Source organism: Chamaesiphon sp. VAR_48_metabat_135_sub, from assembly GCF_031418915.1.
GTDB lineage: Bacteria > Cyanobacteriota > Cyanobacteriia > Cyanobacteriales > Chamaesiphonaceae > Chamaesiphon.
Window position 1 is genome coordinate 1 of sequence record NZ_JANOJV010000242.1, and the last position, 21408, is coordinate 21408.

17 protein-coding genes, 1 pseudogene and 1 riboswitch are annotated in these 21408 nt (G+C 43.1%); of the genes and pseudogenes, 10 read left to right on the top strand and 8 right to left on the bottom strand.

Translation table 11 applies throughout. From position 1 onward, the window contains the following. The 3 genes and pseudogenes from RMO55_RS16825 to crtH form a co-directional block, all read right to left on the bottom strand. A pseudogene (locus RMO55_RS16825) lies at window positions 1-246 on the bottom strand (3-oxoacyl-ACP synthase); the annotation flags it as partial. A gap of 450 nt (window positions 247-696) precedes the next feature. Further along, complete coding sequence (gene plsX / locus RMO55_RS16830; protein ID WP_310428377.1) at window positions 697-1740, bottom strand: phosphate acyltransferase PlsX; 1044 nt, start codon at window positions 1738-1740, stop codon at window positions 697-699. 145 nt (window positions 1741-1885) lie between these two features. Further along, window positions 1886-3424 (bottom strand): carotenoid isomerase, encoded by a 1539-nt coding sequence (gene crtH / locus RMO55_RS16835; protein WP_310428380.1) that lies wholly within the window; start codon window positions 3422-3424, stop codon window positions 1886-1888. 201 nt (window positions 3425-3625) lie between these two features. Further along, window positions 3626-3777, top strand: a riboswitch (cobalamin riboswitch). 22 nt (window positions 3778-3799) lie between these two features. On the opposite strand from crtH, the gene RMO55_RS16840 reads away from it, so the two are divergent. Continuing rightward, complete coding sequence (locus tag RMO55_RS16840; RefSeq protein WP_310428382.1) at window positions 3800-4213, top strand: DUF1636 domain-containing protein; 414 nt, start codon at window positions 3800-3802, stop codon at window positions 4211-4213. Then, on the top strand, window positions 4200-4643 hold the full coding sequence (locus tag RMO55_RS16845; RefSeq protein WP_310428384.1) for a hypothetical protein: 444 nt from the start codon (window positions 4200-4202) through the stop codon (window positions 4641-4643). Before RMO55_RS16840 ends, RMO55_RS16845 begins: the two co-directional genes overlap by 14 nt. 63 nt (window positions 4644-4706) lie before the next feature. On the opposite strand, the gene RMO55_RS16850 is transcribed toward RMO55_RS16845, so the two are convergent. Next, window positions 4707-5561, bottom strand: coding sequence for a hypothetical protein (locus tag RMO55_RS16850; RefSeq protein ID WP_310428386.1), 855 nt, complete (start codon window positions 5559-5561; stop codon window positions 4707-4709). Between the two features lie 254 nt (window positions 5562-5815). On the opposite strand from RMO55_RS16850, the gene xth reads away from it, so the two are divergent. Continuing rightward, the gene (xth, locus tag RMO55_RS16855) at window positions 5816-6607 is read left to right on the top strand and encodes an exodeoxyribonuclease III (RefSeq protein ID WP_310428388.1); all 792 of its coding nucleotides are present in this window, start codon (window positions 5816-5818) and stop codon (window positions 6605-6607) included. On the opposite strand, the gene RMO55_RS16860 is transcribed toward xth, so the two are convergent. Both RMO55_RS16860 and RMO55_RS16865 read right to left on the bottom strand, forming a co-directional pair. Further along, window positions 6604-7950, bottom strand: coding sequence for a cytochrome P450 (locus RMO55_RS16860; protein WP_310428391.1), 1347 nt, complete (start codon window positions 7948-7950; stop codon window positions 6604-6606). The genes xth and RMO55_RS16860 overlap by 4 nt on opposite strands. Before the next feature lie 106 nt (window positions 7951-8056). Continuing rightward, a complete protein-coding gene (locus tag RMO55_RS16865; protein WP_310428393.1) occupies window positions 8057-8461 on the bottom strand; it encodes a KTSC domain-containing protein in 405 nt (134 codons plus the stop codon). 305 nt (window positions 8462-8766) lie between these two features. Between RMO55_RS16865 and lysA the strand changes: the two genes are divergently transcribed. The 7 genes from lysA (at window position 8767) to RMO55_RS16900 (ending at window position 18684) form a co-directional block, all read left to right on the top strand. Then, window positions 8767-10152, top strand: coding sequence for a diaminopimelate decarboxylase (lysA, locus tag RMO55_RS16870; RefSeq protein WP_396134369.1), 1386 nt, complete (start codon window positions 8767-8769; stop codon window positions 10150-10152). A 68-nt stretch (window positions 10153-10220) separates the two neighbouring features. Continuing rightward, window positions 10221-10610: a hypothetical protein gene (locus RMO55_RS16875; RefSeq protein ID WP_310428395.1), complete on the top strand. Its 390-nt coding sequence runs from the start codon at window positions 10221-10223 to the stop codon at window positions 10608-10610. A gap of 177 nt (window positions 10611-10787) precedes the next feature. Then, on the top strand, window positions 10788-11717 hold the full coding sequence (locus RMO55_RS16880; protein ID WP_310428397.1) for a glycosyltransferase: 930 nt from the start codon (window positions 10788-10790) through the stop codon (window positions 11715-11717). A gap of 114 nt (window positions 11718-11831) precedes the next feature. Further along, window positions 11832-13373 carry a cell division protein ZapB gene (locus tag RMO55_RS16885; RefSeq protein ID WP_310428399.1) on the top strand — a complete coding sequence of 514 codons (1542 nt, stop codon included), beginning with the start codon at window positions 11832-11834 and terminating at the stop codon, window positions 13371-13373. A 46-nt stretch (window positions 13374-13419) separates the two neighbouring features. Beyond that, window positions 13420-15582 (top strand): polysaccharide pyruvyl transferase family protein, encoded by a 2163-nt coding sequence (locus RMO55_RS16890; RefSeq protein ID WP_310428401.1) that lies wholly within the window; start codon window positions 13420-13422, stop codon window positions 15580-15582. Between the two features lie 57 nt (window positions 15583-15639). Next, complete coding sequence (locus RMO55_RS16895) at window positions 15640-16881, top strand: glycosyltransferase (RefSeq protein WP_310428403.1); 1242 nt, start codon at window positions 15640-15642, stop codon at window positions 16879-16881. 102 nt (window positions 16882-16983) lie between these two features. Beyond that, a complete protein-coding gene (locus tag RMO55_RS16900) occupies window positions 16984-18684 on the top strand; it encodes a hypothetical protein (protein WP_310428405.1) in 1701 nt (566 codons plus the stop codon). Between the two features lie 173 nt (window positions 18685-18857). Here RMO55_RS16900 and RMO55_RS16905 read toward each other — a convergent pair whose 3' ends face one another. After that, complete coding sequence (locus RMO55_RS16905) at window positions 18858-20126, bottom strand: pitrilysin family protein (RefSeq protein WP_310428407.1); 1269 nt, start codon at window positions 20124-20126, stop codon at window positions 18858-18860. A gap of 528 nt (window positions 20127-20654) precedes the next feature. Continuing rightward, a partial coding sequence (locus RMO55_RS16910) for a DUF790 family protein (RefSeq protein ID WP_310428409.1) occupies window positions 20655-21408 on the bottom strand: 754 nt, incomplete at its 5' end.

A 21408-nucleotide genomic window follows, 5' to 3' on the forward strand; every position in this document is an offset into this window, starting at 1 on the left:
CATATCGACATCGGTAGCAGCCACACCTGCCATGTCTAGAGCCTGCTGTGCTGCTTGAGTCGCCAAACTAGCCAATGACTCGTTCGCGTTGCTAATGTGCCGTTGACGAATCCCCGTGCGGCTAGAAATCCATTCATCGGAGGTATCTACCACCTGCGCGAGGGCATCATTGAGCACCACAGTCTCTGGAGCCGCCGCACCGCATCCGATAAAAGTGACACCCATTGATGTGTTATTTGATGGCATTTAGATTAAGGGGTAGGAGGGGGAAAGGGGAAAGGGGAAAGGGCGAAATATAGGTATTGATATTGCAATGATTTGCATCTATATAATCTATATATTTTAGATGAGCAAAGTACTCTTCACTTTTACCAACATTACTAATTAATCACAGCATTTGTCACAAGATAAGAGTTTACCCTGATTGGTTCACTGTCTTGTCGTTGTCTTGTCTTGTCGCAGTTGTATGGTCGGGGAACCCGACCACACTGCGCCGCTGTCTTGAAAAGGTGCTCTACTTGCGACTCACCTTTTTTGGACGGGTTCCCCGTCAAAAAAGGTGAGTCAAGACAGGGGAAACCCCAAGACCACTCGGGTCACCCGACCAGCAGCACTTTTCGCAAACCGTCGGGTAACCCGAGGAGCGCATCCGCTTTACCCCTTACCCTTTCCCCTTTACCCCAACATAACTAGAAATTAGTCACTAGCGACAGGTTCTTCTTTAGGTGATTTATCGCGGGTGGAAGACTGAATTTGAGCGATAACATTTTTATCCACAGCACTTTTAGCAGAACGAATGGCATTGGCGATCGAGAATGCATCCGAACTACCATGACTAATAATACAGACCCCCTCTACTCCTAATAATAAACCACCACCATGTTCGGCGGCATCGATTCTCTTCTTCAGGCGTTGGAGATTGGGTTTGAGTAGAGCTGTACCAATTTTGCCATTTACCCCCCGTGGTAGCTCTTCCTTGAGCATCTGCACGACGATATTGCCGACAGCTTCAGCAAACTTGAGCAAGATGTTGCCGACGAAACCATCGCAGACAATTACATCAAAGTTACCTGAGAGGACATCGCGCCCTTCAGCATTGCCCACAAAGTTGATATGCTGATTTTGTTGCAAGCTTTCATGTGCCTTAACGGCAGCCTCGTTACCTTTGGATTCTTCTTCACCGATATTCAGCAAGCCAACCTTTGGCGTTTCCACACCTAGCACGTATTGACTATAGACAGAACCCATCACCGCAAATTGTTCGAGATATTTGGGGCGACAATCGACATTCGCGCCGACATCTAAAATCACCACCGATTTATCTGCTCGATTAGTCGGAAATATTGCCGCAATTGCAGGTCGATCGATCCCCCGCAAACGTCCTAATCTTAATAATGCTGCTGCCATTGCTGCCCCAGAATGCCCAGCCGAAACTACCGCATCAGCCTTACCCTCTTTGACGAGTTGCATCGCGACATTAATCGAAGCCTTGGGTTTGCGCCGCAGCGCACCCAATGGTTCTTCATGCATTTCGATCGTACCTTCGGCGGGCACGATTTCGATCTTGGGAGCGTTGGGATGCCGATTTAGACAAGCCTGAATTTGCTCCAGATCGCCTACTAACAATACATCTACATCTGCTAATTCTGTTTGGGCTTGGATCGCACCCGCGACTATGGCTGCGGGTGCATCATCCCCACCCATTGCGTCTAGTGCGATGCGTGCGCGAGTTGAAGCCATTGATGCCACTGATAGAAACCTTCAAAATTCTACCAGAATATGGCTATTAACCCAAGTGGATGGTGAATAGTGGATGGTGGATGGTGGATTTGGACGCAAGCGTCCTTTTTCGACACCCCACACTTCCCTACCCTAAATTTAATCTTCACAGCCCCAAATCTGCTGCAATTCGGTGAGCGCAGGCAAACCCCGAAAATGCCACAGCATTTAGCCCTTGCCCTGGAAAAGTACTATCTCCGACACAATACAATCCAGGCACCGCTGTGCGATTGAAAGGCATATTTAATAATCCTGGTAACTTCCGGCGCGGAATCGGCCCGTAGCTGCCATCAGCGCGTCCGAGAAAGCGTCTGTGAGTGCGGGGAGTACCAACTTCCATAAAATCTAAACCCACGTTCAAACCAGGGAAAATTCGCTCCAATCGATCGAGCATTACTCCCGCTCGTGCCTCTTTTTTTGCTTGATATTCACTGGGCGTTAAACCTTGCCAATCGCTCATCCAACTGGGTGTAAAAGCATGGATGATATGATGTCCTTCAGGTGCCAAACTCGGATCTAGTAAAGTGGGAATCGAAACAAAAATCGTTCCTTCTGGCTCTTCCATCTGCGTCCAATCTTCGAGCAGTACGTGGTGACACTCAGTACCAACAGGCAATACACTTGCAGTTACACCTAAATGTAGACTCAAGAAGGCGGGCGACTTCTGATAGCGTTCCTGCCATTTCTGCTCCTGCTTGGGCATTTCTGCCGCTGGCAATAGTTGCTCGAAAGTATCCCAGCGGGTGGCATTGGATACGATCCGTTTGGCGCGAAAAGTCTTGCCATTTGCCAATTCTACCCCGACAGCCTTACCTTGCTCGGTGATAATTTTCGTCACCCGCGATTGATAGTGGATTTTACCGCCAGCTTTTTCCAATCCAGAGACTAACTTTTGAGCGATTTGTCCGACTCCACCTTTGGGATAATTTATCCCACCATAATGTCGATCGGAAAATACCATCCCCGCATTAATCATCGGAGTCATTTCCGCAGGGACTACCGACCAAATATAACACTCGATATCGATGAATTTAAGTACATCTGGATCTTGAATATACTTACGCGCAATATCTCCGACATTCAAAGGTAAATACTTGACTAAACCCAGACAAGCCGCCGGATGTTGAAAGAAGACACGAGTTAAATATCGCAATTCCTCTAGCGATAATAAATCCATCGCATTCAGACAATTAAATACCCGCCAACACTCATCATAAAACTGTCGAATTCCTTTTGCTTCATTTGGAAAATTCGCAATTAATTCTTGTAAAAACTGCTCGTAATCTTGATGAACCTTAATATCTAGAGCGTTAGGTAAATGATACTGCACCTGCACTCGATCGGGAATCGTCTCGATCCTTTCTCCCACTGCAGCTAAAGCACGAGTCAATAAATTCGTAGTCCCCTGCTTCCCAAACCCAAAAATCATCGAAGCACCGACATCAAATCGATATCCCTGTCGATCGAAATATCCCGCACTGCCACCTGGAATCAGATACCGCTCCAATACCAATACTTTTGCACCCTTAGCCGCCAACTGAGTAGCCGTCACCAATCCGCCGATTCCCGAACCGATAATAATCGCATCAAAATTAGTTCTATCGCCAAGCGACGCATCAGTTTCAGTAATAGCAGTCACAGTCATAAATGAATCAAAAAAATTTAAACAAAGTCACACATTATCCAATTCTATCGTCTTTCTATCCTGACAGTGATACCCCTCGATCGGGAAACTTCTACCATGCTGTCTAGTGAGCTTTTTCCGAATCCCGAACCCCGAATCCCGAATCCCAAACCCCGACCCAGCAACGCCAGAAATTTCCCACAACCAACCTCACAACCTGTATAATTAAATCTCGCATCTGGTTCGATCGGGGAACAGCCAATCGAAGTAATGGGGAAAGCCTGGTGAAAATCCAGCACTGTCCCGCAACTGTAATTGAATGCAAACTTAGCATCAATAAAGTCAGAACGCCCGCCAGAAGCTACATATCGGTCAATATAACCTACGAGGTATTAGGTGAACCCACAACATTGTCTATTTGTTTGTACCACTTGCGGTAGTAAGTGGGAAGATGGTCGGCGGATTGGTACGAGCGCGGGCGAGTTGCTGCTGCAAGAATTGCAAGAATTGCATCAAAGTTGGGATTTAGCAACGGAGTTTCCCCTACAATCTGTCGGTTGTATGAGTGCTTGTAGTCGATCGTGTGCGATTTCTTTTGCCGCAGCGGGGAAGCATACCTATTTATTTGGCGACGTATCTACCAACGATCCGAGTATTCCGTTGAGCAATATTTTGGACTGTGCTGAAAAATACTATCAGCATCCCACTGGCATCTTGCCCTGGGCAGAACGTCCCGCACCACTCAAACAAGGTATCCTCGCCAAAATTCCCCCACTCACTCTTCCTACCCCTACCCATGCGGCATTATAATCGCTCTCGCCGCACCAATTTCTTCGCCCAAAACTTCTTGTGGATTGGCTATCAGGCTTGGCAAGGCTACTTAAATTGCGATCGAGGACTCGTAGTTATTAGTAGCGAGATCGACCTCATGGACGATTCAGACCATCATTGGGGAGATATACAAGAGCCAAACCTCAATTTTCGCTATATTCCCCAGCAGCAATTATCCATTTACTTACAAGAATGGCTGGTCCCAGATCGATCGATCGATCCGATCTTAACTGCTGTAGCTAATTATCAACCGCAGACCGAACTAGTTTTTGCGATTCTCTTTCAAAGAGGCTACGCCAATGAGTCTGGTGTCAATTTAGATATCGGCTGGTGTCAAAGCTTGAAAATTTCTCCGCCAGATTGTCATCACCAAATTTGTCAGCGATGGAGTGAATTTCAACTAAGTTGATCAAAGTTACCCCAACTTCACAACCGGCCTAATTACTTTGTTTATCCCCAGATCTGACCATACTTACTTACCGATGGTTACACCCCAAAAAAAATCTTTGATTGTTGCTGTGTCAGTATTAACGTGAATTTTTCGACCCCAAGAATAGATATCAAAATTAACTCTACTCTGCTTATTTTTAGTTATTTTCGTTGATGGTTCGTTGGCGTAGCCGCTCGGTCCGAGAATCGAGATATTACCCGAAATTGCGACCCAATGATTTGGATAAATCCGATGAAAACGGGAAGCAAGGAAAGAATTGGTGCCGAGTAAGCCTTGAGAATTAATTAGCGCAAAAGCCACACCACCAGCTTTAATCGAGCTGTCGGCTTCCTGCAGTGCGCGAAATTCGCCAGCTAGTGGCGTGGGATGAGATTTCGCCTGGGAATATCCGAGCAATTCTCGCACCCAGCCACTAATTTCCCAAGGTTTGGTAATACCGCCAAGTTCGCGGACAACTTTTGGCGCTTTCGGATGAACGGGGAGGACTTTATTGGCACAATCGCGGAGGGTAGCCAGAAGCATCCAATCAACTTGGGGCATTCTCAGATTGCCATAACTACGACACAATCTGCCCGCCGCGACGATTTTTTTGGTATAGCCATCAAAACTACCCTGCTCGTATAGATTTTGGCAGATATCGATATAACGATCGGGTTGTTTGCGAATCAGTTCAAATACTACCGCAGCAGGGCCGCAAAAAGGTTGTTCACCCTGTTGAATTTGGTAAGGGTTATTGAGTCGATCTCGAATATCGCTAATAACTTGTTGTTTATCTAGATGATTCCAGACTCCAGTTTGCCGAGACCTCGCAAATTTGGTAAGCTGTTCTTCGAGGCTCGGATCGATCTTCGCGGTCATATTGATATCGCTACGCATATAATTTGTTCGAGACGCGATGTACCAGGAGTAAGTGCATTATTATTATGTTACCCATATTATGCAGCAATTCTCGATCGAGTGCCGGGTATTTTTAGAGTTTGAGTGATAATTTTATAGCCAATAGAATTGAAAATGTCGATAATTTTCTCTGGTCATAGAATTGCCTAGCGATCGATCGAGCATCCTAAGTAATTAAGTATCAAAATTCTGCTCTACTGTCTAAATCTCTAATCATAAATCCCTAAAACCTAATGCAGATTGCTACTTGGAATGTTAACTCGATTCGGACGCGACTAGATATCGTAACTAATTGGCTACAACAAAATCCTGTTGATGTACTTTGCGTTCAAGAAATCAAGGTTGTGGACGAGCAATTTCCGATCGCAGCGATCGCAGCTTGCGGTTATCATGCTTATATCTCTGGCCAGAAATCATACAATGGTGTTGCCATATTTAGCAAGCAGCCATTAACTAACGTCAGTCGCGGTTTTAGTGGTATCTTAGCCCCAGAAGCTGTCGGAGATTTGGACGAACAAAAGCGGGTAATTACAGGCAATCTCGATGGTGTCCAAATTGTCAATCTCTATGTGCCGAATGGAAATCTATTTGGTAGCGATAAATACGTCTATAAGCTGCGGTGGTTAGAGTTATTAGGTGAGTATTTAAAAACCACAATTGAGTCTGGTCGGCAGTCAATTTGCGTCTGTGGTGACTTTAATATTGCCCTCGAAGACATCGATATTCATAGCAAAACTAGTGCTAAAGATCGAGTTATGGCAACATCAACAGAACGAGAACTATTACGTAAATCGATACTCGATTTAGGGTTGCAAGATAGTTTTCGTAAATTCACTAATGAAGGTGGACATTTTAGCTGGTGGGATTATCGCCAACAGGGATTTGAGCGCAATCGTGGTTGGCGCATCGATCATCTTTATTTAACAACAGATTTACTCGATCGAGCTACTAGTTGTTCGATCGATATCGAACCCCGCAAATTAGTCCAGCCCAGCGATCATGCCCCCGTAATTGTCGAGTTTTAGTTTTTAGAAAATACCTTCATACTCACACCCCCTTTAGGACCTAATGTTACCCCCCGTCGAGCAGGTACAACAGGTAATTTTCCGGTAAGTTCGAGTTGAGAATGGGAAAATATTTCGACTAAAACTAACTTCATTTCTAATTGTGCTAACGCCATCCCAATACAGCGACGACTTCCACCACCGAAGGGGAGATATTCATAGGTAGAAAATTGACGCTCTAAAAAGCGTTCTGGTTTAAAGAGATGGGGTTCGGGGTATAGATCTTCACGATGATGGGTGAGATAAATACAGCCAACAACGACTGTTTGAGCGGGGAGTTCATATCCTTGCAACAATACTGGTGCCTGGGTAATGCGAGGAAATGTTAGCATTCCGACTGGATAAATCCGTAAAGTTTCCGAACACACTGCATTTAAGTAAGGTAGTCGGCTAATCGTAATTGGATCGCGTTCTGTGCCTAGTGTGGCAATTTCTGCGATTAATTTTTCCCTAACTTCGGGTAGATAATTAATCCAATAAATTGCCCAAGATAACGCCGTTGCGGTAGTTTCATGTCCAGCAAATAGCATCGTCATCAGTTCGTCATGCAACTCCAGATCGCTCATCCCATTTCCATCGGCATCTTTGGAAGCAATTAATAGGTTTAAAATATCCGAGCGATCTGGTCGATTGTCGTGACGACGATCGGCAATTACCTGATATATTAATCGATCGAGTGCCGCTCGATCGCGCAAAAATCGTCCCCACGGACTCCAAACTCCTAAATCTTTTTGTAATGCTGGAATTAGCAGGAAGCTAGCATTAAGTGGCGAGTCAATTAAAGATCCAACTTGAATTAACCCCTCGCGAATCAGATCGTAGTGTTCGCCTTGATATAATCCAAATACAGTTTGTAGAATTACTGATAGCGAAATTGACTGCATTTGCGCTCGGACATTAATAGTTTCGCCAACTTGCCATTGCTTAACTACATCTCGAGCGATCTCACAAATCAGATCTGTATAAACCCGAATTTTATCACCATGAAACTGGGGCATTAACAACTGTCTGCGTTGACGATGTTCGGTTCCATCTAATAAGATTACGCCACGCTCTCCCAAAAAAGGTTTTAAAATTTGGTTGGATGAGCCAGGTGACAAAAATTCTTTAGTATCGTTAGTTAATACCTGTTGAATTGTTTGTGGATTGCTAATAAATATGGCTTGATTTAATCCACCAGACATGTTAATTGAGAACAGATCGCCACACTGCCGATCGTAGTTATCTAAATACTTGAGTGGGTTAGCAATCCACTGCCAGAGCTGAATGGAACTAGGCGTGTTAATGGTTGGTGGCAAAGTCATTTTGTTGCAGCAGTAGTTGTTCGTGTCTAGTCGCCAATTTATAAGAACTCCTGTCTAAAGTTTTAGCTCATAAATTCATCACCATTGAAAATAATTTAACTCGCAATTACTCAACTTTTACCGATGGATAGTAACCTTTAATTTCCTGATTATAAAAGCCACCAATCGAATCAGTAGATTGAAGATCTTCCCAAATTTCTGGTTCTACTTCTAAATATTGGTAAACCGAGCCATTATTAAACTCAATTTGCAAGATTTCCCGATCGTAATCGTAGCCGACTTGAGCTGCCATCGTCGAACATGCGGACAACATCTCAATCGATTCACTAGGTGCAATCTCCGCTGGCGATGCGATAATTCGATCGAGCAGTTGCAATCCCTCGTAAGCAGCTAGTGGAGCTGGAATTTCAATATACTCAATCTTATCTTCGCGTTCGATTAGCAGTTTGAGTCCATCAAGATCGTGAGCGATCGCTTTTAAGCTGCTTAAATCGATTTTACTTAGTTTCATCCAATTTTATCCTCCCGCTAGCAGTGAGATTGTCAGTTTCGTTGGCGGAGCCTCTCCCGTGGAGAATCGAGCCTTGATAGTACTATTATATTAAAAAGAAATTTCGATCGCCAGTCAAGCTGTATTTTTACGTATTAAGGCTCTGAGCATGAACCGTCCGCTAGTCAAAATCTCCACCCCCAAACACGATCGATTTCAACGGTGCAGCCGCCGCAAATTTAGACATCTTTACTTCTTGCTCTGCACATGGAGCGTAGTTAGTCCTATTATAATTTAACTATCCAGATCGTATTTCAAACAGTCCAATGGTATTGATTTCTGCAACTCACCCCACCAGTCGCCAGTATTTGCCCGCACAGACTCCCGACGCATCGCCCAACCAGCACATGCTCCCGCTGACTGCTACAGTTAACGATCGAGACTGTTTGGAAATAGGTGGCTGTGATGTCACTGAATTAGTCAAGCAATTTGGTTCGCCGCTATACATCCTGGACGAGCAATCGGTGCGGATAGCTTGTCAGCAATATCGGCATGGGTGGCAGAAATATTACCCAGGCGAATCTCTGGTAATATATGCTTCTAAAGCGTGGAGTTGCCTGGCGGTATGCGCGATCGCCAATAGCGAAGGTTTAGGTATCGATGTGGTATCTGGTGGCGAAATTCTCACCGCGATTAACGCTGGAGTGAGCGCGGAAAATATCTACTTCCACGGTAATAATAAATCTGTCGCCGAACTCGAACTGGCAATCTCCAAAAACTGTAAGATTATTGCTGATAATTGGCTCGAACTCGAAAATATTGCCAGTATCGCCAGCATGACAGGTAAAAATGTCCCCGTAATGATTCGGCTCACACCAGGGATTGAGTGTCACACCCACGAATATATTCGCACTGGACATTTAGATAGTAAATTTGGCTTCGATCCCAACCAACTCGATGAAGTCTTCACCTGGTTGAGCAAACAGACAAATATCACCTGTATCGGCGTTCACGCCCATATCGGTTCCCAAATCTTCGAGCAGCAACCCCACCAAGATTTAGCTGGGGTAATGGTGGAATGGTATCAACTCGCCCTCAGTCACGGCTTACCCATCAGTGAAATTAATGTCGGTGGTGGTTTGGGAATTAAATACACCGAAGCGGACGATCCGCAAAGCATCGACGAGTGGGTCAAAAACGTCGCTACCGCCCTCAAAATCGCCTGTGACAAACATGGAGTTGCCTATCCTCGCGTTCTCTCCGAACCTGGACGTTCGCTAATTGGGAGTAGCTGTGTGACTGCCTATACCGTCGGTGGCAATAAAACCGTACCAGGAATTCGTACCTATATCAGTATCGATGGTGGCATGTCCGATAATCCGCGCCCGATCACTTATCAATCTCAATATCGAGCGATGATCGCCAATAAAATGTCCGCCCCGATGACTGAAACTGTCACGATCGCGGGCAAACATTGTGAATCTGGCGATATCCTGATTAAAGATGCCCAAATTGCCGCCGCTGTACCTGGAGATATTTTAGTCGTTCCGGCTACTGGGGCTTATAACTATAGTATGTCATCCAACTATAACCGGATTACTCGTCCCGCTGCGGTATTGGTGCATAATGGTGAAGCAAATACAATCATCCAACGAGAAAGTTATGACGATTTATTGCGATTCGATCGATTACCAGAACGACTGATACGTTGATACTCGCCATCCTAGCCGTTTTTCGGTAAGCTATCATCAAGCACAATTTCTCACTGCCTAAAATTATTATGAACGAAAAAAAAGTAGAAGATCCTAAGCTGGTGATAGTTTATTTTGCCAATGGTACCGTCCAATGGGTGAAGTCTGGTAGTACCAATCAATGGTCGAGAGATGGTGGTAGAGTAAACAAGTTTTTTGAAAGTAGGGTTTATCAAACAATAGATGGGACTAAAATCAAGATCAAGCAACATTTTAAGCTGTTAAATACAGTTTTTATGGATGTGAGTACTGGGGCTTTCTTAGATACGGTACGTGAAGATTTATTAGGATTGGTGCCCGATCCTCATGATGTCGTGCAGTACTCTAAATGGTGGGATGTCGATTGGTCTTGTCCAATCGTGTTCGAGCCAAAGCCAGAACGAAAACCTGTCAAAAGTCCGATCGTTCGGAGTTCGTAACTGAATGTGAATCTTTAAACTAATTCATAACTTGTGAATAGAGGATAGGTAGACTATCTGTTTACAATCAAACTGAAAATTTAATTCGATCGACTCACCGATCGTTCTGAGGATTTAATTCCCCACAATTCTAAATCAAAACTCTCGATCGATCTAAAACTTTTCATTATCAAAATTATGCCGATCGATGTCTGTGTCTGTACTCACAATCCCAGATTAGAAATATTTACGATCGTTTTAACTGCCATTGCTAATCAAACAATCTCTAAAGATGCTTATCAGGTTTGGATTATTGACAATGCTTCTAATCCGCCAATTAGCGACCTCGATTTAGCTCCCCTAGAGCGGGCGGGGATAACTTATCATCTGTTGCAAGAAACCCGCTTGGGCAATATGTACGCACGGAAATTAGCAGGCCAAGTTATCCCTGGAGAGTCGTTAATATTTGTCGATGATGATAATGAATTGTCACCTGATTATTTAGAAATTGCAATTAAAATTCTCGATAAAAATCCAGAAATTGGCTATTTTGGTGGGAAACTATTGTCTGGAATTAAAGTAGTTTATCCTCAATGGATGGAAGAAGTTCTTCCGTACATAGGTATAAAAGATGTCGGTGAAAAAGAAATTTCCCAGTGTATTGAAGGTAACTACTATTGGGGCAAATGGGAACCACCGGGAGCTGGTTCCGTTGTTCGTAAAGTTGTGCTGCAAAAATATTTTGAAACATTGGAAAACCTCCCCTCCGATCTAGTGATCGGTCGTCAAGGCAGTAAAGGATTACTATCTTGTGAAGATTCATTAATTGCCAAATGTAGTTACGATTTAGGTTTACAATGCTCTTACCAACCAAGCCTTAAGCTAACCCATCATATTAAACCCGAACGGTTGCAGTTTAGCTATTTCTTCAAATTGCTATTTAGCTATGGAAGAAGTCATATTTTATTGAATAAAGCAATGGGGCAAACGATCGAGCATGATGTAGTAGACGAAGTGAGAAAAGCATTTAGATGGTGGCGGAAAAAGAGTATTTCTCGCAATTATCTAATTTGTATTTTTGCCAAAGAATTAGGTGTTGTTTATGAAAGATTGCGATTGCGGTATTGAATTAGCTAAAAGCTTGCACTGTTGGCGTAGCGACACGTAGCCGAAGTTTTGAAAGCGATATCGATCGAGTGTCAGCGATTTCTACTTAATTAAAGAAACAAGTAAATATTAAATATGATTTGTACAGATCCAGTTCTGACTCAAGTAGATGTAGTTATTTATGCCGTAGAAATTAACGATCGTCATGGCGTAGGCATCTTAGTTCAAAGGATTTTTCCCGACTCAAAAAATATCATCTCGATTCGGGCGATTGATATCTATGATGGAGACCATACCTTTGGTGGCGTAGCTATGCAAATTTCCCACCGCGATCTCGATCGAGCGGCTGGAGTAGCGAAGGTCAAACAAGCTTTAGCTGGTTATCAGATCGATCGAGTATTATGCATCCCATATCACAGTCATGAAGTGTTAACAGCTTTAGCAATTCACGAGCTATTTGGTTCGTCGATTTGTACTTATGTCATGGACGATCGGAATGTCCTAATTCATGATATTCCTGACGATTTAATGACAGAACTTTTGTCCAAATCTAACTTGTGTTTGGGTATTTCTCCAGAAATGTGTGATGTTTACTTGGCTAAATATGGAGTGGAGATGTACTTTGCACCGCCCGTGTTACCCCCCGAACTAATTAACCCCGAAATTCCCCAGTTGTCACCTAACATCCTTCAGGCTCAAACGGGGGCAATGATTGGTAATGTTTGGAGTCCCACCTGGCTAAAATTACTCCGACAGACGACAAAGGCGGCAGGCATTAACATCGATTGGTATGGCAATACGGGTGCAGAATGGAATATTTGCGATCGAACGCGACTCCAGATCGATGGGATTACCGAAAAAGGCTTTCTACCCACTGAGAGCGAAGTATCTCAAGTATTGCGTGAACATCCCTATGTAATAATTGCCTCTGGGAAACTAGACGAACATGATGATAATTCGCCCAATTCTTGGTTGAGTTTACCCAGCCGCATTCCTTTTATTGTGGCTAGTTCCAATACCCCGATTATATTTATCGGCAATCAAAATACGGCAGCGGCTAGATTTATTCAGCGATTAGGAATTGGAATTATTTGCGATTATGATGTAGATAGTTTGCGTCAAGCTGTAGATTATATTACTCAGCCACACATCCAGCAAGAATTTCGCGTGCGCTCGGCAAAATTAGCTCCGTTATTTGAAAATAGACTCACGGATGAGTGGATTTGGAAATCGCTGACTTTGGGTAAACCAATCGATGGGCGATTCGATCGCTTAGTACCCAAGCAGTTAGATTATATTAGTGCCCTAGCGCAGTCCTTCACGACGATCCGTGGGTATCGTCAACTAACAGCCGAATTGTCACAATGTCAGCAACAAAATCAGGCGTTAACGGCGGAACTATCACAATACCAGCAACAAAATCAGGCGTTAACGGCGGAACTATCACAGTACCAGCAACAAAATCAGGCATTAACGGCAGAATTGTCACAGTACCAGCTCCAACATCAGCAGCTACAACAAAAATACAATTTATTTGAGCAGGATTTACCGCAGGATTTACCGCACCAATTAGAGCAAGCCTACAATCTAGTTGAGTGGATGGAGAGTAGTAAATTTTGGAAGCTACGGAGCAAATGGTTAAAAGTGAAAAGTTTGTGGAGATCGAAGCTAAATTAGATCGGTTGACAATTGACAGTTGACAGAGATCGAACGCGCAATTCTAATGAAACTATTTTACTATAACGAACACTTTAATTTTGGTGATGCCCTCAACCCGTGGCTATGGTCGAGATTGCTGCCAGGAATACTCAATGAGGACGATCGAGTTGCCTTTATTGGCATTGGTACCCTGATCAATGAATGGTTGCCCTATCGCACTCCTGCCGCCCAACAGCGGATCGTTTTTTCGACGGGAGTCGGCTACGGGGATGGATTACCACAGCGCGAATCGATCGATCGGATTTATGCTGTCAGGGGACCACTCTCAGCTCGCGCCTTGGAATTAGCACCAGAATTAGCTGTTACAGATGGCGCGGTACTGCTCAGACGCTGCTTTCAACCACTGTCCCAGAAATTATTTAGATTTGCCTACATGCCGCACTGGCAGCAAGCAGATTGTGACTGGCAGTTAATTTGTCAGGAGTTGGGCTGGAACTATATCGATCCGCGTTGGTCGATCGCTCAAATCTTAGCAGCAATTAGCCAAACCGAAGTATTATTGGCAGAAGCAATGCATGGTGCAATTGTCGCTGATGCTCTACGAGTACCGTGGATACCGATTGTCACGAATGAAGGAGTGTTAACGTTCAAGTGGCATGATTGGTGTCAATCGCTCGGGCTGGAATATACGCCAGTATTCCTCGCACCCCCGACACCATTTATCCCGCTGACTGGCTCATTCGATCCACGTAATTTGGTAAGTGATTGGGCGAGTCAAAAGCAAGCAGTTTATCAGTTTCAAGAAATCGCTAATACGATTCGACCCCAACTCAGTGCCGATAATTGGATTGAAGACCTTACTTGCGAACTGGAAGTTAGACTCGATCGATTTAAAACTGATTTTCATCGAGGTGACTTTCATTTAACTACAGATCGAGTCAGCACGATTGTCGGTCCACCCAGCCCCGATTCTGCCCTACTCACAGATTTAGCACAGCTTTACCATCACCGCGAACCAATCCAGCCTGCCTTGCCAGATCGGGGGATTCATCCGAGTTTTAGCCCAGCATCGGCTGAGGACGTTGCCGAATTTCAGCGGGAGTATCAGATCGATACTCCCTACTTAGTATTATTGGGCGAAATAGATACTTCGGCGGGGCATCTGAGTCAACGTCAATTTTTGGATATATGTTCGGCTGTGTCTGCATCGATCGATCGTGGGCATATTAAGATTATCCATCTGAGTAAACAGCTAGAATCCCATCCGATCCCAACCCAATTAAATGTTAAATCGATTACCATCAGCGATCGATCGAAATTAGTTGCTGCTTATTCTGGTGCGATTGCGGCGATCGATTTAACAGATATTCGCGGATTAGATGTCTCTGTTGTGACAGCAATGGCTTGTGGCTGTCCGATCATTAGCGACCGAGATTCTCTATATTCGATCGTTGCTACATCCGCGCTACTGAGTCCAAGCTATACCGATAGGTTAGCCGTATCTGCGGCTCTAGCTGAAGTTCAAACATCAGAAATTCAAGCTCGATTAATCGAGCGTGGTCTGGAGTTTGCTCGTCAATTTTCCGCACTAGCAATGGCCGAAATTGTCACCAAGAGATTACTTGAATTCAATGACGACATGTGGTCTACTCAGTTGTCACCTCTAGTTCGACTATCGTGGTATCAATTGCGCCAGATCCAGCGATCTATCTCAGCTAGTTTCGATCGTCAACAATTGCAATTACAACAGGATTTAACAACTGCTCAACAGCAATTGAGTGCCGATCGACAAATTCTCACTACTACGCAACAGCAATTGAGTGATACTCAACAGCAATTGACCACAACTCAACAGCAAATAAGTGATACCCAACAGCAACTGAGTGATACCCAACAGCAATTAAGTGATGCTCGAAAAATTACGACTAAAACCCAACAAAATTTAATTACTACTCAACAGGAACTCACACAAATCCAACACAATTCAATTGTCATTCAACAGGAACTTACCACGATTCAACATAGTTTAATTACGACTCAACATAATTTAATCATTACTCAACAGGATTTAACTACCACTCAACAGGATTTAACTACTACTCAGCAGAATTTGAATAATACTCGCGATCGAATTCAATCGATGGAGCAAAGCAAATTTTGGAAAGTGCGCGAACGTTGGATTGCTGTAAAGAGGAAAATTAAAAATGTTTTTGAAGCCAAATCGTAGTCAATCTAGATCCACTCTAGCCAAACCTCAATTATCTCAAGAAATATCATTAAGATTATGTCGATCGATGTTTGTATCTGTACGCACAATCCGCGATTAGAACTATTTACAATCATTTTAACAGCGATTGCTAATCAGACGCTAAGTAAAGATGCATATCAAGTTTGGATTATTGATAATGCTTCTAATCCCCCCATTAGTAATAGCGATTTAGCTCCATTAGCACAAGCTGGAATAACTTACTATCTATTGCAGGAACCCCGACTGGGAACGATGTACGCAAGAGAATTAGCCAGTCAAGCGATTCCAGGTGAAGCACTGATTTTGGTAGATGATGATAATGAATTGTCGCCTAATTATTTAGAGATTGCGATCGAAATTCTCGATCGATGCCCAGAAATTGGTTATTTTGGTGGTAAATTGTTATCTGGAATTAAAGTAGATTATCCTCAGTGGATGGAGGAATTACTTCCCTATTTAGGCATTAAAAATCTAGGCGACGAACCAATTTCTAAATGTATTGAAGGTGATTACTACTGGGGCGAATGGGAACCACCTTGTGCGGGTGCCGTCATCCGTAAAGTCGTTTTGCAACAGTACTTTAAGAATCTCCAAAAATTAGCACCCAATCTAGTCCTTGGACGCAGAGGAAAACAAGGTCTATTATCGATGGCAGATTCATGGCTGGCCAATTGTGCCTATGAATTAGGTTTAGAATGTGCCTACCAACCAAGATTGCAACTAATCCATCATATCAATCCAGAACGGTTGCAGTTTGAATACTTATTTAAACTCCTATATAACTATGGACGTAGTGATGTTATTTTAAAAAAAATTCTCGATCGACCGATTAGATCTAATTCGATCGAATCAATTGCCGAGAAAATAGAATGGTGGCAAACAGGGGGAATTTCAATCGGCTACTTCATTTGTCTGATGGCATTAGAAGCAGGGTTTAATGCTGAATTGTCCTGCGACAATTCCATAGATTTTGTTACTCTTTTAGAACAAGCTTTTCAACAGAAATTAACTAGCGATCTGCAGGAATTAGTTACCACTCAACAGACATTAACTATTACTCAGCAGGAATTAACTGACGATCGGCAAGAATTAACGGCTATTCAACAGACATTAACTATTACTCAGCAGGAATTAACCGTTGTTCAACAAACATTAACTATTACTCAGCAGGAATTAAATGCTGCCCAACAAGAATTGAGTGATGCTCGTGCTCAAATTAGATTGATGGAGCAGAGTAAATTCCGCCAACTGTTGCATTCTTTTACTTCACTTCGCTAGGGATTTCATGCTGGTATAAGATACAAGTAAAAGTAGATGATCAAGAGAATAATTAAAGAATTGAGGTCAACAAGTGATAATATAATTTGAGATGTTTTCTCGATGACACTTGTGTTCACCAATATCAATAATCGACTTAGATCGACTCAAGTTCTCAACGTTCTCATGGTACTGCTGCTAGCTGGAATCTGCTGGGTTGCTCATTTTTGGCAGATTAATACATTTGGACTATATGAAGATGATTACAGCTTTATAGGTACACCAATTTCTACAGATATCAATGGTGTCATCTCCTTAGTTATCAATAAATGGCTGACATTTTCGCAAGGAAGATCGCTAGGTTTTAGCTTGGCATATATTCTCTCCTTCATTAGCTTTAATATTGGGGGGATAAATGGTGTTTATTGCTGTGGATATTTAATTATCCTCTCAAATACATTATTATTTTATTGGTTGATGTGGCGGTTGACTAGAAGTATGAGAGCTGCTGGAATTGGTGGACTAGCTTTTTGTCTATTCCCTGCAGATACGACAGCAACTTTCCTAACTCATTCTCTCGGTTTATATGCTTGTGTTACCTTTTTTCTTTTAGCAACTCATGCCTATCTTAGCGATCGACGATGGTTGGCTTATCTGGCAATTACAGCTTCATTAATATCTTACGAAACATGCTTTCCTTTGTTTTTGGTGGCTCCTTTACTTAAAAATAAATGGGAGCGGCGAATTGCAAATCAACTCATCAAACATGCTGCAATTCTCGGAATTATTCTCTCCATAAGTATCATTACTCGCAAACTTGTCAGCGAAAGTCGAATGGTCGAATTAAATCCATTAACGGCGATCGGTACAGCAATATGGCATACTCTTGCTGGACCATTTATTAGCTTAGGGATGTACTTCTATCGTCCGTTTTATACTCTTACTAATTGGCGATCGGAACTATTTGTATTTGTGCCGATTTGTATGATTCTAATCTGGGCAATCTTAGCGAAATTAGCATCTAGCAATGTTAATAGTTCCATCCTTACTGCTAGAGATAAAATAATACCTCGATCTCAATTGTGGGTAATCGGTATTATTATGTTATTTCTCGCTTATCCACTCACCATTATTTTAAAAGTAACAGATATTGATGGCAGAGCATCTAGAGTACATTTAGCTGCAATTATCGGTGGATCGATACTCTGTGCTCTAGGAGGAGATCGACTATTAGCGAATGCTAGAACTAATATTCAGAAACGTTTAGTTACGATTTGGTTAGCAACTATATTTGCTTTGCTAGTTGGCTTTGGTTCGATCGTCCAAAATGACTATCGGATCGCTTGGACGAAACAACAAAATTTTCTGACAAATATAATTAAAATTTGCCCCGATTTGGAGGAAGGAACTAGCATTTTTGTGGAACAGAAAGATCTCCACAATCCTCTCCAAATTGCAGCATATAGTTGGAGTATGCCTACCCTATTAGAATATATTTACGAGTTTCCAAATCAGTGGCAAGTTGTCCCCCGTATTTACCCACTTTACGGCAATTGGCAAGATCGGATAGAAAATGCTAATTTATTGCCTTTAAGCAAGATAACTGAGTGGCTAGCTTGGTTGCCCAAGCAACATGCTGGTGTCGTAAAAACTCAAAATGTAATTATGCTAAAGATGATTGACGAACGATTAATTAGACTCGATCGATTATCATTAAAAAATGGTGGTATTCTAAAATTTAAACATCGCGATTCTCTAGCTAAACTGAATTTCCCAACCCGTCCGCTCTATCCACTACTAATTAGATCTAATTCAAAAAAATAGATTGATGAGGTGTGCTAGAAAATAATCAGTTGTAAATTAAATAGTCGATTGTTAAACTACATTTTGTCAGCGCAATTTCACCCACTGAATTGGGTATTTAATGGTGTAAATTTCGATCGACTAGCAGAAACAAAAACAGTTGCGATAGAATAGAGAGGAATTGCTGCTGTTAATCAACCTGGTTTTACTGTTATTACTCCATAGGCACTGGGAGAAAGATATTGTCGAGCAGCGAGTTGGATTGTGCTGACATCTAAAGATTGAATTTGTTGGGGATAATTTAGTGCTGGAGTTAGATCTCCTACTACCGATCGATAATAACCGTAAAGATCTGCTCGATCGCTAGGTGTTTCTGTCCCAAAGATATAACGATTGGCGACTTGACGACGGATGCGGGCGATTTCTGCGTCTGTAACGAGGGTCGTTTGGAGTTGGGAAATATGCTGGGCAATAATTTGCTCCACTTGGGCGATATTTTCGCTCGGTAACTGAGCACTGAGGTAAAACAAGCCCTGAATCCGGTTACTCATATTGCTAACACTGATATTATTTACCAGTTGGCGTTCTTCCCGCAATTCTTTCACCAATCGCGATGTGCGCCCCGAACTGAGAATCGCCGCTAAGATATCCAGCGGATAGGTTTCGGCTAAATTCATTAAGCCAGGAACCCGCCACACCATAATCAATCGAGCCTGTTGCAGACTAGGATCGATATGCTCGGCGCGGACGATGCGGGTAAAGGCCGGTTCGGGAGTCGGGGGGGCCTTTTTGCCAACAAATTCCAGGGCAGGAACACTCCCGCTTTGAGCGGCAAAACCATCAGCAACAATATTAATCAATTCATCGACGGGGAGATTGCCAACAGCCACCGCCGTCATCGCGGTAGGTTGGTAATGAGTCGCATGGAAATAGCGCATCTGTTGGGGCGTAACACCCTCAATTACCGCTTCTGGGCCTAAAACTGGTCGCCGATATGGTAACTTCGCAAATGCCACCTCGATCGCCTGTTGATAGATCCGCCGAGAGGAACTATCATTCGACCTGCGAATCTCTTCGAGTACGACCAATTTCTCCCTGGCAAAATCATCCTCAGGAATGCGCGGATTGGTGACAACATCGATCTGCAGTGGCGCGAGCGCAGCAAAATCCTTGGGTGCAGTAGTGATGTAGTAATGAGTATAGTCTTGACTGGTCGCCGCATTAGTCACCGCACCACGTTCTTCGACCAGTCGTTCAAATTCACCTGCGGCTAGTCTAGATGTCCCTTTAAATACCATATGTTCCAGGAAGTGTGCCATCCCATTAATCGCATCAGTCTCGAGGAAAGAACCTACATTCAGCCAGATATTCAGATTGACCGCTTCTACAGGCATCTGTTCGGCAACGATCGTCAATCCATTTGGCAATGTTTGAACGGTAGGGCGATTGAGCGTGCTAGTCACTCTGATTGTGCTCCTGCTAAATAAGGCAATTCACTTCTATTGTCCCACTAGTTCGCGTCCGTTCGCTGCTTGCCACGATCGATTATGAAGCGATCGTACCTAAACTACTCCCTTCCCGTCATAAGACTATAGATTGGCTGCAATCGGTTGCAATGACTAGGTTTGAGAGGATAAAATTCACGTCAGCGATCCAGTGTTCACTGGTGCAGTAAGAGTAATCTATACTCTCGCAGCGGGAAGGGAGTAAATGAAGAAGGGCTAATTATGAAATGGGATCGAAAATTAAAGAACAAGGGCAACGCAGTTAATGTGGTTTAGATGTTCGACAGCTTAACTATTATTTAGTGTATTGATGCGGTCGTCTGTAACTGACTTTATCGATTTTTTTGTCGTTTTAATCCTTCTTTCTCAAAGTCCCATGTTACGACCCAATCTAGACTATTAGCTGAGCATCTCTATTGAGCTAGTCTCTATCAAAATGTATCATAGAGGCACATTTTGATTTTTAAATAGGTACACCTCCGGTATTCAATTTTTGACTGGATCTATGACTTCTAATACTGATTTAGGCAATAATTTATCCTTAAACCAAATTACTTCGCAGGGTAGATCGTTGGCGTTCAATCCAGCTTTGTCTAAATTCAACCTTTCGGAGATGGCTAAGATCAAATTTTTACAGCCAGACTTATGAACTTGGGCAAATTTCTTCTGTAAATATTCTGGTCGCCAATAACCGACGATTTCTAAAATATAATTACGTCCATCGGGATGTACTAAGCGAAAATCGGGAATCATCACACTCCCAGGAATTGGCAGTAGTTCTACTTCTCGTTCTAATACCCACTCGGTTTTAAGTTTATCCCATCGATCGGCAAAAGCAGCTTCGAGCATACTATCATAGGATTTTCCTGGTGGATAGTGAGTTTCTAATCCACATTTGTCGGTGAGACTATAGCGACCGATTTTGAGGTTTCCGGTGTAGAAATCTTTGGTTTGTAAAGTTGCACTTAGGCTCCATTTTGTGACGTGTAAAATAGCGGGAATTAGTTTGGCGATCGCGAGTCCATATCTCGTGCTAGCTTTAAATAGACTAGTCGGCCCATCTACTTTAATTGTAAATCCGTGGTCGGCATCTCCTTCTATATATGTCATCAATTGGAACAATTTTAAATAGCGAAATAGCAGCTTATATTGTCCTGGGACGTTGCGATGAGCATTAATCGTAATTTCGCTAGCGCGATAGAATACGCCTTGAACTTGGGACAGATTATAACGATGAATT

What these genes read in the sequence shown, in the direction of transcription:
- RMO55_RS16865 (WP_310428393.1), bottom strand. Translation starts at nt 8,461, where the DNA reads ATGAAACTAAGTAAAATCGATTTAAGCAGCTTAAAAGCGATCGCTCAC.
- RMO55_RS16885 (WP_310428399.1), top strand. Translation starts at nt 11,832, where the DNA reads ATGATTTGTACAGATCCAGTTCTGACTCAAGTAGATGTAGTTATTTAT.
- RMO55_RS16890 (WP_310428401.1), top strand. Translation starts at nt 13,420, where the DNA reads ATGAAACTATTTTACTATAACGAACACTTTAATTTTGGTGATGCCCTC.
- RMO55_RS16875 (WP_310428395.1), top strand. Translation starts at nt 10,221, where the DNA reads ATGAACGAAAAAAAAGTAGAAGATCCTAAGCTGGTGATAGTTTATTTT.
- crtH (WP_310428380.1), bottom strand. Translation starts at nt 3,424, where the DNA reads ATGACTGTGACTGCTATTACTGAAACTGATGCGTCGCTTGGCGATAGA.
- plsX (WP_310428377.1), bottom strand. Translation starts at nt 1,740, where the DNA reads ATGGCTTCAACTCGCGCACGCATCGCACTAGACGCAATGGGTGGGGAT.
- RMO55_RS16895 (WP_310428403.1), top strand. Translation starts at nt 15,640, where the DNA reads ATGTCGATCGATGTTTGTATCTGTACGCACAATCCGCGATTAGAACTA.
- RMO55_RS16860 (WP_310428391.1), bottom strand. Translation starts at nt 7,950, where the DNA reads ATGACTTTGCCACCAACCATTAACACGCCTAGTTCCATTCAGCTCTGG.
- RMO55_RS16845 (WP_310428384.1), top strand. Translation starts at nt 4,200, where the DNA reads ATGCGGCATTATAATCGCTCTCGCCGCACCAATTTCTTCGCCCAAAAC.
- RMO55_RS16880 (WP_310428397.1), top strand. Translation starts at nt 10,788, where the DNA reads ATGCCGATCGATGTCTGTGTCTGTACTCACAATCCCAGATTAGAAATA.
- lysA (WP_396134369.1), top strand. Translation starts at nt 8,767, where the DNA reads ATGGTATTGATTTCTGCAACTCACCCCACCAGTCGCCAGTATTTGCCC.
- RMO55_RS16850 (WP_310428386.1), bottom strand. Translation starts at nt 5,561, where the DNA reads ATGCGTAGCGATATCAATATGACCGCGAAGATCGATCCGAGCCTCGAA.
- RMO55_RS16900 (WP_310428405.1), top strand. Translation starts at nt 16,984, where the DNA reads ATGACACTTGTGTTCACCAATATCAATAATCGACTTAGATCGACTCAA.
- xth (WP_310428388.1), top strand. Translation starts at nt 5,816, where the DNA reads ATGCAGATTGCTACTTGGAATGTTAACTCGATTCGGACGCGACTAGAT.